The following is a 12,551-nucleotide window of genomic DNA, read 5'->3' as shown; positions in this document are numbered from 1 at the left end:
GAACCGAAGTGACCGTGTCAGACGTGGCCGAGAACGTCCCGGAGCTGGTGATCATCTCCGGCATGTCCGGAGCCGGCCGCTCCACCGCGGCCAAGGGTGGCCGGCCTCGATGCCGGGCGCCTGCGGTGCTGTGGCCCCGCTCCTGGTGGGAGGCGGGCCGGGCACCGGCCCCGAGACCGCGTCGTGCGCGGCTGAGTCTGCTGCCGTGCCCCCGAGTAGGACGGCTGCGATGACGGCAGGGGGTGCGGCCCCGCCGTCGGCGGGGCGTGACCGCCTCCGGGCGGGATCAGCTTTCGGCGAGGATGTGGGACAGCTCCCGGTCGAGGTCGAAGTGGCGGTGTTCGGTGCCGGGGGGCACCGCGGCGTCCGTCCGCTTGAGGAACGACTCAAGCGCCCGGGCAGGGGCCTCCAGCAGGGCTTCTCCTTCCGGAGAGCTCAGCGCGATGCAGACCACCCCTTGCCCGTGGCTGCGCGACGGCCACACCCGGACGTCGCCGGTACCGGTGGGTCGGTGCAGCCCCTCCGCGAGGAGATCTCGGGCGAACACCCACTCCACGGTCTCGTCGGCGCCCGTGTGGAACGTGGCGTGCACGGCGTAGGGGTCGGCGGTGTCGTAGCGCAGGCCCGCGGGGACGGGCAGTGAGGACTCGCTGGACACGATGAGGCGCAGGTGCAGCTCGCAGCTGACCGTGGTGTTCATAAGCGCCATGGCCTTTCGCTCAGTGTGCGCTCGGGGAATCGCACGTCGGCGAACGGACCATCCCACCTCCAAGCCCGATGTAAACCCCTCTGTCCCGATTCGGGGCCGAGTCGTACCCCTTACGGCGCATTGCGGAATCCTCCCCGAGCGCCCCGGCCCGGCATTACCGGGCCGCTTCTCGGATACTTTCCCCACAGGACTGTGCGAAACGACGAGACCGGCGGGAACACGGGAACGGGTGAATCGATCATGTCGAACGGCACGGCTCGCGGGACAACCCCCGAGGGCGGCCGGGTGCCCGGCTCGCGGGCGCCCGCGTTCATCCGCCGTTCCCGCCCGCTCCACCTCGCCTGGCGGGCGGTGATCTTCCTGGCCGGCCTCGCCGTCGTCGTCCTCGGCGTGGTCATGCTGCCGCTGCCCGGCCCCGGCTGGGTGGTCATCTTCCTGGGCATGGGTGTGTGGGCCACCGAGTTCGCCTGGGCCCAACTGGCCCTGCGGTGGACCCGCCGCAAGGTCCACGAGGCCGCCCAGCGCGCCCTGGACCCGCGGGTCCGCCGCCGGAACCTGACGCTCACCGTCCTCGGCCTGGCCGCGCTCGTCGGGATCGGCGGCTGGTACTTCGCGCGCTACGGCCTGGCCGTCCCCTGGGCGGCCGACGAGAGCTGAGCCGGTCCGGGGAGCGGCCCCCGCCGGGGAGCGTGTTCGGACCACCCCCCGGGATGCGGTAATGTTTTCCCTGCACCCGGGCGATTAGCTCAGCGGGAGAGCACTTCGTTCACACCGAAGGGGTCACTGGTTCGATCCCAGTATCGCCCACCGGAATGCATTGTGATATGTGAGGCCCAGCCGATTATCGGCTGGGCCTCACATGTATTTCCGGAATCCCGCCGGAAGTGCCCGGGTGAATGCACCTGAGCCCCAGTCACCTTCCGCGCGGAGCACCGGTTCTGCGGTTCGGCCAGGCCGGCTCCGGAAGGGGCGAGTTGTACGACCGGCTCCAAATGGTGCTACAGTTCTTCTCGTTGCCCGGGCGATTAGCTCAGCGGGAGAGCACTTCGTTCACACCGAAGGGGTCACTGGTTCGATCCCAGTATCGCCCACCGGACAGCACGCAGGCCCTGATCGGGATACCGGTCAGGGCCTGCGGCGCGTTCGGGGTCGGCCGCTACGCCGCCGCCTCGCAGCCGTGCTCCGGCTCCAAGCGCCTGCCGCAGCCGCACCTGGCCGGCCGGAGCGGCCAGGAGAGGTCCACCCGCTCCGGCGTTCCGGACCGGTCGAACCAGTTCTGCAGCCCCCGCGCCTGCGCCGCGTGCCAGATCGCCTGCCGCAGGTGCAGCTCGGCCGCCGTGAGCCCGCCCAGCGCCGCCGGGTAGCGGGCACCGATCGTCCGGGTCAGGGCCAGCGCCGCCGAGGCGTCCGCCGCCGCGTCGTGCGCGCCGGCCAGCTCGACGCCGTAGTGCGCGCACAGGTCGGTCAGCGTCCGGCGGCCCTTGCGGTAGCGGTCCACGTGCTTGTCCAGCACCCGCGGATCCAGCACCACCAGCCCGGCCGCGCCCAGTCCGCCCGTCAGCGGGAAGCCGTGGTGGCGGCGCAACTCCCGGTCCAGCAGCGTCAGGTCGTAGGGCGCGTTCATCACCACCACCGGCCGCCCGGCCCTGGCCTGCGCGGCCAGGGCCCGGGTTATCTCCGCCACGACGGCGCGGGCCGGACGGCCGTGCGCGCGCACGTGGTCGTCGGTGATGCCGTGCACCGCCCGGGCGCCGTCCGGGATCGGGACCCCCGGATCGGCCAGCCAGGTCTCGGTCTGCACGGGTGCGCCCGGGGCGAGTTGGACGACCAGGGCGGCCGAGACGATCCGGTCGTGCTCGACGTCCACGCCGGTGGTCTCGGTGTCGAAGGAGGCGAGTGGGCCGGTGTACCAGTAGTGCTGCATGACTGCCCCTCAGACGTGCGGTCCGCACCCCGGTGATACCCGGTTCTGACGCCTGCTCAACCGTTTGGCGCAGGCCGGGCCGGGGATCCTGGCCTTGGGCCGCTTCCCAGGGGTGGCGGGCCCGGGGGGAGGCTAGGGGCGATGGCGCTGACACAGCCGCAGCCCGACGAGGCGGCGGCGGTCCTGCGGGGGAACCTCGCGGTGACGGCCTGCATGGAGACGCTGCAGGTCGGCTACCTGCACGCGGTCGCCGCGGCGGCCGGCTGCTCGCTCTCCCAGCCCTTCCCGGACAACGGCATCGACTGGCAGGTCAGCCACGGCTCCCGGGCGCACGAGGTCGACGACGAGGTCACCATCAAGATCCAGCTCAAGGCGACCCAGCAGATCGCGCCCGACCCGGCCGGGCCGTTCTTCAGCTTCACCCTGGACAACGACCACCTGCGCAAGCTCGCCCGGGCACGCGTCGCGGTGCCCCGGATCCTGGTCGTCATGCTGCTGCCGCGCCGGGTCGACCACTGGCTGGCGGCCCGGCCGGACGCGCTCGAACTGCGGCACTGCTGTTACTGGGTCAACCTGGCCGGCCACCCCGTCACCGGGCAGCGCCGCACCAACGTCCGGGTGCCCACCACGAAGGTCTTCGACGACCGCGCGCTGTGCGACATTATGGCCAGGGTCGGCGCGGGCGGCAGCCCGTGACGGCCCGGCCCCGGCCAGGAGGAGCCGCACCCATGACATCACCCCACGCCCCGGGCGAGACCGACGGTGTCCTGCCCGACGGCGGCCTGCCGGACCCGGCCACCGTCGACCCGGCGGTGCTCGCCACCCTGCTCGCCCGGCACGGCTGGGTGCGGCGCGGCGGCCCCGCCGCCCGGTACGGCCGCTGGACGCCCCCGGACGACGACCCCGGGACCAGCCTGCTCGTCCCCGCCGGTGACGGCTTCGACGACGCGGTCGACCTCCTCGCCGACGCCGTCACCGCCCTCTCCCGCTCGCACAGCCCCTCCGCCCGCTCGATCCTGCTGGCCCTCGCCGTCCCCGGCGACGAACTGCGCTGGCACCGCGACGTGCCCGGACCGGCCGGCACCGCGCCCTGGGAGGACGCCGAACGGCTCGGGCAGGCGGCACGTGCCATGCTCGCCGCCGGGGCCAAGGCCGGACGGACCAGGGCCGCCTACTTCGGCGCCCGGCTGGACACCTGGGCCGACGACTTCCTGGACCGCGTCCTGGTCGTCGAACAGGGCGCCGGCCTCACCGCCTACACCCCCGCCCCCGAGGGGCGCGCCGCCGTCACCACCCTCGTCCGCGCGCTGGAGGCACTGCGCGACGCCGTCGACTACCGGCGGGTCAGCGGTGGGCCCGAGGCCTTCGAGAACGCCGTCCAGGCCGGGGTCAGCCGCGAGCTCGTGCAGTCCGTCGAGGAACTCGTGCGCGGCACGACCGCCGCGCGGCTCGCCGTCGCATGGTCGGCCGCCGCCGGCACGCCGGGCGGCTTCGGGGAGCGCCGCGTCGTCCTCGACTTCTCACCCGGTGACCTGCCGGCCCTCGCCGAGGCAGCCGAACTCCTGGAGCGCATCGAGCCCGCCGTCGCCGTCACCGTCGTCGGTGTCGTCGTCCGCCTCAAGCGCGCCGACCCGACCGGCCACGGCACCGTCCGCCTGCGGGTGCTCGGCGGCGCCGAGGTCCGCGAGCTCAAGGTCCGCCTCCCCGACCCCGACTACCGGCTCGCCGCCGAGGCCCACCTCGCGGGCGTCCCGGTGCGGGTCGCCGGCCGGCTGGAGAGCCGCGGCGGCTTCCGCCGGCTCACCCGGCCGCAGGGCCTGGAGCTGTGCGGATGGGACGAGGGCGACCGGGAGCGGCTGCTCAAGGGACTGACGGACGGGGGAGAAGGCGTCTAGATCGCCGTCGGTGGACGGTGGGGGCGGCGCTCTCGGTACCATCGTCACGCGCAGCGCAGTGTTGCGTCCTCTAATCCAGCACGTCAGGAGAGACCGGTGACGGACGTCCGGGTAATCATCAACCGCGAACCCGATCGGGAAGAGCGCGTGGTGACCACGGGCACTACGGCCGCCGAGCTCTTCGCCGACGACCGTTCGATCATCGCCGCCCGCGTCGGCGGCCAGCTCAAGGACCTCGCCTACGCCGTCCAGGACGGCGACGAGGTCGAGCCGGTCGCGATCGACAGCAAGGACGGCCTGGACATCCTGCGCCACTCCACCGCGCACGTCATGGCGCAGGCCGTGCAGCAGCTCTACCCCGAGGCCAAGCTGGGCATCGGCCCGCCGGTCAAGGACGGCTTCTACTACGACTTCGACGTCGAGAAGCCCTTCCACCCCGATGACCTCAAGGCCATCGAGAAGAAGATGCAGGAGATCATCAAGCGCGGGCAGAAGTTCTCCCGCCGCGTGGTCACCGACGAGTCCGCCCGCGAGGAGCTGGCCGCCGAGCCGTACAAGCTGGAGCTGATCGGCCTCAAGGGCTCCGCCGCCACCGCCGGCGAGGGCGCCGACGTCGAGGTCGGCGCCGGCGAGCTCACCATCTACGACAACCTGGACGCCAAGACCGGCGACCAGTGCTGGGGCGACCTCTGCCGCGGCCCGCACCTGCCCAGCACCCGGCACATCCCGGCGTTCAAGCTGATGCGCAACGCGGCCGCCTACTGGCGCGGCAGCGAGAAGAACCCCATGCTCCAGCGCATCTACGGGACCGCCTGGCCGAGCAAGGACGAGCTGAAGGCCCACCTCGACTTCCTGGCCGAGGCCGAGAAGCGCGACCACCGCAAGCTCGGCAACGAGCTCGACCTCTTCTCCATCCCCGAGGAGATCGGCTCCGGCCTCGCCGTCTTCCACCCCAAGGGCGGCATCATCCGCCGCGCCATGGAGGACTACTCGCGCAAGCGGCACGAGGAAGAGGGCTACGAGTTCGTCTACACCCCGCACGCCACCAAGGGGAAGCTCTTCGAGAAGAGCGGCCACCTCGACTGGTACGCGGACGGCATGTACCCGCCCATGCAGCTCGACGAGGGCGTGGACTACTACCTCAAGCCGATGAACTGCCCGATGCACAACCTGATCTTCGACGCGCGCGGCCGCTCGTACCGTGAACTGCCGCTGCGCCTGTTCGAGTTCGGGACGGTGTACCGGTACGAGAAGTCGGGCGTCGTGCACGGCCTGACCCGGGCCCGCGGCTTCACGCAGGACGACGCCCACATCTACTGCACCCGCGAGCAGATGGCGGAGGAGCTCGACTCCACGCTGACCTTCGTGCTCAACCTGCTCCGCGACTACGGTCTGACCGACTTCTACCTGGAGCTGTCGACCAAGGACCCGGAGAAGTTCGTCGGCAGCGACGAGACCTGGGAGGAGGCCACCGCCGTCCTCGCCAGCGTGGCCGAGAAGCAGGGCCTGCCGCTGGTTCCGGACCCGGGTGGCGCGGCCTTCTACGGCCCGAAGATCTCCGTCCAGGCCAAGGACGCGATCGGCCGCACCTGGCAGATGAGCACCATCCAGCTGGACTTCAACCTGCCGGAGCGCTTCGACCTGGAGTACACCGCGGCGGACGGCTCGCGCCAGCGGCCGGTCATGATCCACCGCGCGCTGTTCGGCTCGATCGAGCGCTTCTTCGCGGTGCTGCTGGAGCACTACGCCGGCGCCATGCCGCCGTGGCTGGCCCCGGTCACCGTCACCGGCATCCCGATCACCGACGAGCACGTGCCGTACCTGCTGGAGGTCGCGGCCGAGCTGAAGAAGCACGGGATCCGGGTCGAGGTCGACACCTCGGACGACCGCATGCAGAAGAAGATCAGGAACGCTCAGAAGAGCAAGGTTCCGTTCATGCTGATCGCCGGCAACGACGACATCGAGGCCGGGGCCGTCTCCTTCCGCTACCGCAACGGGGAGCAGAAGAACGGCGTGCTGGTCGCGGACGCCGTCGCGGAGATCGTGGACGCGGTGGAGAACCGCGTCCAGGTGTGACGTCGCAGCTCGGTTGACCCCGGCGCGGGGCAGGCTCCTGAGGAGTCTGCCCCGCGCGGCTTCGCACGGGGCGTCGGGCGAATATGCTGATCAGCATGACGACTGAGCCGGAACTGCAGCGGGGCGTCGGTGAGCCGGACGGCTTCCGCCGCCTGTGGACCCCCCATCGGATGGCGTACATCCAGGGTGAGAACAAGCCCACCGGCCCGGCTCCGGACGACGGTTGCCCGTTCTGCTCGATCCCGTCGCTGAGCGACGAGGACGGGCTGGTCGTCGCGCGCGGCACGTCCGTCTTCGCGGTGCTGAACCTCTACCCGTACAACGGCGGCCACTTGATGGTGGTCCCGTACCGGCACGTCGCGGACTACACCGACCTGGACGCGGCCGAGACCGCCGAGCTGGCCGGGTTCACCAAGAAGGCGATGACCGCGCTGCGGGCCGCCTCGGGTGCGCACGGGTTCAACATCGGGATGAACCAGGGCGCCGCGGCCGGTGCCGGGATCGCGGCGCACCTGCACCAGCACGTGGTGCCGCGCTGGGGCGGGGACACCAACTTCATGCCGGTGGTGGGGCACACGAAGGTGCTGCCGCAGCTGCTGGCGGACACCCGCAAGATGCTGGCCGAGGTCTGGCCGCAGGACTGAGCGGACGCACGCGATCGAAGGGGCCCGTCACCGGGAGTACCGGTGACGGGCCCCTTCGTCATGTCGCTCAGCCCGCGTCGAACTGGTCCACCCGGTACGGCCGGGTGCCCTGCGCCTCGGACTTGATGATCGAGGCGCGACTCTTGAAGAAGCGCTCGGTGTCGAGGTCGTGCTCCTCCAGGAACTCCAGCGTGGCGGCGTGGACCGCGCTGAGCACCGGGACGGAGGCGTTGAGCGCGTTGTCCGTCATGAAGCGGCTGCTCCACGGCGGGTTCGCCCAGGCGTGCCGGAAGCCGAAGGGCTCGGGCAGGCCGATGCCGCCGCCGAGCCAGGCGAGCAGCCCGGGGATGCGGACCAGGGGCGCGCGCAGGGCCTGGCGCACCACTTCGTCGTTGTCGATCAGGGGGAGCTGGACGGTCCGCTCCTCCCAGAACTTGCCGGTCTTCTGGATCGTCTTCTCCTTGGGGGCGGGCTTGTCCCCGAAGACGCCGGCGACCGGGCCGAGCGCGTAGCCGGCGACCGTCACGGTGAGGGTGTTGGCGAGCAGGGTGACGGTGACGGTGAAGGTGATGATCAGCTTGCCGTCGAAGGTGATGAACTGGGTGGCGAGGTAGTGCCGGGCGCCGCCGCCGGAGAAGGTCTGCTTGTCGGCGATGGTCTGGACGGCGAAGTCGCGCATCCGGTCGCCGTCCATGTCGGCGCCCGCGGGGCGGGAGATCTCGTCGGCGTTCTCGCCGACTTCGAGCACCGCCCACTGCTTGATCGAGACGTTGGTCATGCCGCTGTTGGCGACCTCGCTGATCGAGAGCCCCTTGAGGTGGGCGCCGATCTTGCGGACGAGGTCCCAGGGGTGGAAGGCGCGGAAGTCGCTGTGGCCCTCGGCGGGCCGCAGCACGTCGACGAGTCGCCATTCGCCCCAGCGGCGGCCGACGCCGAGGATGCCCTTGGGGCCGGCGTAGTGCTGGACGTTGGTCTCCTGCTCGGCTTCGAGGCGCCCGAGCTTGTCGCGCAGGTCGACGGCCTTCTTGTCGAGGTCGTCGCGGGGGACGGCCTTGGCGACGGTGGCGGCGACGGCGTTGCCCTCGACGAGGGCCTGCCAGCGTGCGCGCAGTTCGCGGGTGGAGCGCAGGACGATGCGTTTGGCGAGGAACCAGCCGATCACCGGGGCGATCATGGTGATGCGCAGGTAGAGGCCGAGGAGTCCGGCGGCCGGGGGACGCAGGGCGAGGAGGACGGCGACGGCGCCGGCGGCGAGGAGGGCGAGACCGCCGTAGACCTCGTTCTGGCGGGACTTGTCCTTGAGGAGCCAGGTGCGGAGGTAGAACGCGGCCAGCCAGATCAGGGTGCCGGGCAGCGCGAGGAGGCCGAACACCACGGTGATGGTGGTGAGCTGGCGGTCCCGGTTGGCCCGGAACTCCTGGGCGGCCAGGCAGTGTTCGACGATCTGGCGGGTGTCGGTGCCGAAGGAGGGCACGATGGGCTTGCGGGTCGCGCCGAGGGCGCGGGCGATGACGGCGGCGCTGAAGGCCTCGCCGAGATTGGCTCGGAACAGACGGAAGCGGGGCTTCTTGTAGGTGGCGGCGCCGACCTTCTCGACGAAGGGTTCGATCTCGCCGTCCCGGTAGGCGGCGGAGGAGAGCGCCTGGGTGACTGCGGTCTGCGGGCCGGCGTCGGTCCGGGGTATCTGCGCACCCGGGGTCATGTCGAGTGTGGTCACGGTGGCGTCCCCTCCTCCCCTTGTCAGCGGCAGGTTACCGTGCCGTGGCGGTGCTGCGCGGATGATCGTCTGAAGTACCGTCACGATCGGGCCGCGTTGGTTCGAGAGGCATGATGCCCAGCTTCGCCGGTGTCGATACCCGGTGGTCCCGGTCCGGTGGGGCGGGTGCAGGATGATCGTGACTGCGATGGAAGGAGTTGCCGTGAAGGATCCGGTGCTGGTCTTCGACGGGGACTGCGCGTTCTGCTCGTCGTGCCTGGGATGGGCGGAGCGGTACCTGCGGCAGACGCTGGCGTCGGGGGGCTGGGAGGCGGTGCCGTTCCAGTTCGCCGATCTGGCGGCGCTGGACGCACGGGCCGGTGGCGCGGGCGAGGTCACCCGGGAGCGCGCGGAGCGCGAGGTCCTGTGGGTGACTCCGGCGGGGCGGGTGTACGGAGGTGCGCAGGCGGTGGCGCGGCTGCTGATGCGGTCGGGCGGCGCGTGGGCGTACCTGGGTGCGCTGTTGACGCTGGCTCCGGTGCGGCCGGTGGCGGGCGTGGTGTACCGCTGGGTGGCGAAGAACCGGCACCGGATGCCGGGTGGTACGCCGGCGTGCGCGCTGCCGAACCGGCAGGCCGTTCAGTCGTCGTAGCGCTCGGCGACGGCGGGGGGCATGGGTTCGTGCCGCAGGTAGGCGCGGCTGAACTCGGCGGTGCCGTGGGTGAGGGAGCGCAGGTCGAGGGGGTAGCGGGTGAGTTCGAGCTCGGGGACCTCGGCGCGCAGGAGGGTGAGTCCCGGGCCGGCGTTGTCGCTGCCGAGGACGCGGCCGCGGCGTGCGGAGAGGTCCCCGAGGACGGCGCCGAGGTAGTCGTCGGGGAGCAGGACGCTGACGGCGGCGACGGGTTCGAGCAGGCGGATGACGGCGTGTTCGGCGGCGTCGCGCAGGGCGAGGGCGGCGGCGGTCTGGAAGGACGCGTCGGAGGAGTCGACGGAGTGGGCCTTGCCGTCGGTGAGGGTGACGCGGACGTCGACGAGCGGGTGCCCGGTGGCGACGCCCTTGGCGAGCTGGGCGCGGACACCCTTCTCCACGGAGGGGATGAAGTGCTTGGGCACGGCGCCGCCGACGACGTGTTCCTGGAACTCGAAGCCGGAGCCGGCGGGGAGGGGTTCGACCTCGAGGTCGCAGATGGCGTACTGGCCGTGGCCGCCGGACTGTTTGACGAGCCGGCCGTGGCCGGCGGCGGCGCTGCCGAAGGTCTCGCGCAGGGCGACCTTGGGTTCGACGGTGTCGACGTGGACGCCGTGGCGGGTGCGCAGGCGGTCGAGGACGACGTCGGCGTGGGCCTCTCCGGTACACCACAGGACGAGCTGGTGGGTGTCGGGGTTCTGTTCGAGGCGCAGGGCCGGGTCCTCGGCGGTGAGGCGGGTGAGGGCCTGGGAGAGCTTGTCGTCGTCGGCCTTGCTGTGGGCCTCGACGGCGATGGGCAGCAGGGGTTCGGGCAGGGTCCAGCCGTCGAGTTCGACGGGGTGGCCGGGGTCGTGGACGGTGTCGCCGGCGCGCGCGGTGGTGAGTTTGGCGGCGCAGACGAGGTCGCCGGCGACGGCGTGCGGGACGGGGCGCTGGAGCTTGCCGAAGGGGCTGCTGAGGCCGGTGACGCGTTCGTCGCCGTCCTGGTCGGCGGGGTGCGCGGGGCCGGTGAGGTGGATGCGGGTGTCGGGGCGCAGGGTGCCGGCGTAGACGCGCAGGAGGCTGACGCGGCCGACGTAGGCGTCGCCGGTGACGCGGACGACCTGGGCGGCGAGGGGGGCGTCGGGGTCGCAGGCGGGGGCGGGGCGGGTGCGTTCGGTGGGGTCGGGGAAGGTGTGGGCGATGAGGTCGAGGAGTTCGGCGGCGCCGAGGCCGTTCTCGCTGGTGGGGACGGCGGGGTGGAGGGTGCAGGCGAGGACCTCGCGGCGCATCCCGGCTTCGAGGGCGTCGGTGTCGAGGGTGTCGCCGGCGAGGTAGCGCTCCATGAGGGCGTCGTCCTGGCCGGAGATGGCCTCGACGAGGCTCTCGCGGGCGGGGGCGGTGTCGGGCAGGGGGGTGGCGTCGCCGTAGGTCTGTCCGGTGAGCAGGTCGACGCTGCCGTCGGGGTGGCCGTCGTGGTGGACGGGCAGGAACAGCGGGCGCAGGGTGTCGGGGCCGAGGTCGAAGGCGTCGTGGCAGGCGGTGAGGATGTCGTCGAAGCCGGTGCGGGCGAGGTCGAGCTTGGCGACGGCGACGGCGCGGGGGATGCCTTCGGCGGCGCACTCGCGCCAGAGGGCGCGGGTGGGGGCCGTGACGGGGTCGGTGGCGGAGACGACGAAGACGGCGGCGTCGGCGGCGTGCAGGGCCGCGCGCAGGTCGGCGGCGAAGTCGGGGTGGCCGGGCGGGTCGATCAGGTTGATCTTGGTGCCGCGCCATTCGAGGGGCAGCAGCGCCAGCTGGACGGAGCGCTGCTGCTGGTGCTCGATGTCCTCGTGGTCGGAGACGGTGGTGCCGTCGGCGACGCGGCCGGCCCGGCCGGTGGCGCCGGCGGTGAGGGCGAGGGCTTCGGCGAGGGTGGTCTTGCCCACACCGCTGCAGCCGATGAGGACGACGTTGCGCAGGTCGCGGGGGCCGGTGACGTTGGGAGCCTGGCCGGCTCGTGCGGTGCTGCGGTCGGGCATCGGGGTCTCCTCCCGTGGCGCCGAGGCTGTCTTTCGAAAGTCTAGGGTCGGGTCCCGCCGGGGCGCGTGTCGTGCGGGCGTCCGATTGTGGTGCGCGTGTGCGGGGCGGTGGGTGCGCCGTAGGGCGGTGCGTGCGCCGGAGCGTGTCGTCAGCGTGGCTACGATGGGTGCGCCGGGCGGGCTGATCCGTCCGGCCGTCTGCCGCGCGTGTTGCGCCAGGCGGGTACCAGGGAGATCGGAGCGGTCGGGAAGGCCATGCTCAACAAATACGCGCGTGCCTTCTTCACACGTGTCCTGACCCCGTTCGCCGCGTTCCTGATCCGGCTGGGCGTGAGCCCGGACGCCGTGACGCTGATCGGTACCGCCGGTTCGGTGGCCGGTGCGCTGGTGTTCTTCCCGCGCGGGGAGTTCTTCTGGGGCACCATCACGATCACGCTGTTCATCTTCTCGGACCTGGTGGACGGCAACATGGCGCGCCAGCTGGGCCGGAGCACCAAGTGGGGCGCGTTCCTGGACTCGACGCTGGACCGGGTCGCCGACGCGGCGATCTTCGGCGGTCTGGCGATGTGGTACGCGGGCAAGGGCGACAACAACCTGCTGTGCGCGGTGGCGATCGTGTGCCTGGCGAGCGGTCTGGTGGTGTCGTACACGAAGGCGCGGGCGCAGAGCCAGGGCCTGCCGTGCGACGTGTCGGGGCTGGTGGAGCGGGCCGAGCGGCTGGTGGCCAGCCTGGTGGCGGCCGGGGTCGCGGGCCTGCACGAGTTCGGGGTGCCGTACGTGGAGTGGCTGCTGCCGGTGGCGCTGTGGCTGGTCGCGGTGGGCAGCCTGATCACGGTGCTGCAGCGGATGCTGACCGTGCGCCGCGAGGCGTTCGAGGCCGACCGCGTGGCGGCCGGGAGCTGATGGGGGGCGTCCTGCG

The 12,551-nt window shown here is 72.1% G+C and carries 11 protein-coding genes and 2 tRNA genes; 9 read left to right on the top strand and 4 right to left on the bottom strand.

Annotation, left to right across the window (positions count from 1 at the left end; all coding sequences use genetic code 11):
• Nucleotides 1–286: 286 nt before the first annotated feature.
• Complete coding sequence (locus AB0C76_RS34510; protein ID WP_030056266.1) at nucleotides 287–700, bottom strand: SsgA family sporulation/cell division regulator; 414 nt, start codon at nucleotides 698–700, stop codon at nucleotides 287–289.
• 249 nt (nucleotides 701–949) lie between these two features.
• Here AB0C76_RS34510 and AB0C76_RS34505 point away from each other — a divergent pair, with 249 nt between their 5' ends.
• The 3 genes from AB0C76_RS34505 (at nucleotide 950) to AB0C76_RS34495 (ending at nucleotide 1,800) form a co-directional block, all read left to right on the top strand.
• On the top strand, nucleotides 950–1,366 hold the full coding sequence (locus AB0C76_RS34505; protein ID WP_359973252.1) for a TIGR02611 family protein: 417 nt from the start codon (nucleotides 950–952) through the stop codon (nucleotides 1,364–1,366).
• A gap of 78 nt (nucleotides 1,367–1,444) precedes the next feature.
• Nucleotides 1,445–1,516 (top strand) — tRNA-Val (locus AB0C76_RS34500).
• 212 nt (nucleotides 1,517–1,728) lie between these two features.
• A tRNA-Val gene (locus AB0C76_RS34495) sits at nucleotides 1,729–1,800 on the top strand.
• A 65-nt stretch (nucleotides 1,801–1,865) separates the two neighbouring features.
• Here AB0C76_RS34495 and AB0C76_RS34490 read toward each other — a convergent pair.
• A complete protein-coding gene (locus AB0C76_RS34490; RefSeq protein ID WP_359973250.1) occupies nucleotides 1,866–2,633 on the bottom strand; it encodes an exonuclease domain-containing protein in 768 nt (255 codons plus the stop codon).
• Between the two features lie 141 nt (nucleotides 2,634–2,774).
• Here AB0C76_RS34490 and AB0C76_RS34485 point away from each other — a divergent pair, with 141 nt between their 5' ends.
• From AB0C76_RS34485 to AB0C76_RS34470, 4 genes are all read left to right on the top strand, one after another.
• Nucleotides 2,775–3,329, top strand: coding sequence for a DUF4365 domain-containing protein (locus AB0C76_RS34485; RefSeq protein ID WP_359973248.1), 555 nt, complete (start codon nucleotides 2,775–2,777; stop codon nucleotides 3,327–3,329).
• Nucleotides 3,330–3,361: 32 nt separating this feature from the next.
• Nucleotides 3,362–4,528 (top strand): hypothetical protein, encoded by a 1,167-nt coding sequence (locus AB0C76_RS34480; RefSeq protein WP_359973247.1) that lies wholly within the window; start codon nucleotides 3,362–3,364, stop codon nucleotides 4,526–4,528.
• 96 nt (nucleotides 4,529–4,624) lie between these two features.
• Complete coding sequence (thrS, locus tag AB0C76_RS34475; protein ID WP_359973245.1) at nucleotides 4,625–6,604, top strand: threonine--tRNA ligase; 1,980 nt, start codon at nucleotides 4,625–4,627, stop codon at nucleotides 6,602–6,604.
• A gap of 83 nt (nucleotides 6,605–6,687) precedes the next feature.
• The gene (locus AB0C76_RS34470; RefSeq protein ID WP_359973242.1) at nucleotides 6,688–7,248 is read left to right on the top strand and encodes an HIT domain-containing protein; all 561 of its coding nucleotides are present in this window, start codon (nucleotides 6,688–6,690) and stop codon (nucleotides 7,246–7,248) included.
• 67 nt (nucleotides 7,249–7,315) lie between these two features.
• Here the strand turns inward: AB0C76_RS34470 and AB0C76_RS34465 are convergent, their stop codons facing one another.
• The gene (locus tag AB0C76_RS34465; RefSeq protein WP_359973239.1) at nucleotides 7,316–8,965 is read right to left on the bottom strand and encodes a hypothetical protein; all 1,650 of its coding nucleotides are present in this window, start codon (nucleotides 8,963–8,965) and stop codon (nucleotides 7,316–7,318) included.
• 187 nt (nucleotides 8,966–9,152) lie between these two features.
• Between AB0C76_RS34465 and AB0C76_RS34460 the strand changes: the two genes are divergently transcribed.
• Nucleotides 9,153–9,596, top strand: a complete 444-nt coding sequence (locus AB0C76_RS34460; protein WP_359973238.1) for a DUF393 domain-containing protein — start codon at nucleotides 9,153–9,155, stop codon at nucleotides 9,594–9,596.
• Here AB0C76_RS34460 and AB0C76_RS34455 read toward each other — a convergent pair.
• Nucleotides 9,584–11,632, bottom strand: a complete 2,049-nt coding sequence (locus AB0C76_RS34455; RefSeq protein WP_359973235.1) for an elongation factor G-like protein EF-G2 — start codon at nucleotides 11,630–11,632, stop codon at nucleotides 9,584–9,586. The two genes, AB0C76_RS34460 and AB0C76_RS34455, sit on opposite strands and share 13 nt — an antisense overlap.
• A 255-nt stretch (nucleotides 11,633–11,887) precedes the next feature.
• On the opposite strand from AB0C76_RS34455, the gene pgsA reads away from it, so the two are divergent.
• Nucleotides 11,888–12,535, top strand: a complete 648-nt coding sequence (gene pgsA / locus AB0C76_RS34450; RefSeq protein WP_329925087.1) for a phosphatidylinositol phosphate synthase — start codon at nucleotides 11,888–11,890, stop codon at nucleotides 12,533–12,535.
• Nucleotides 12,536–12,551 lie beyond the last annotated feature (16 nt).

The sequence above is a fragment of the Kitasatospora sp. NPDC048722 genome, assembly GCF_040650235.1.
In the GTDB taxonomy this organism is placed as follows: domain Bacteria; phylum Actinomycetota; class Actinomycetes; order Streptomycetales; family Streptomycetaceae; genus Kitasatospora.
Note: the sequence above shows the minus strand (reverse complement) of the source record. Positions and strands in the feature narration are given on the sequence as shown.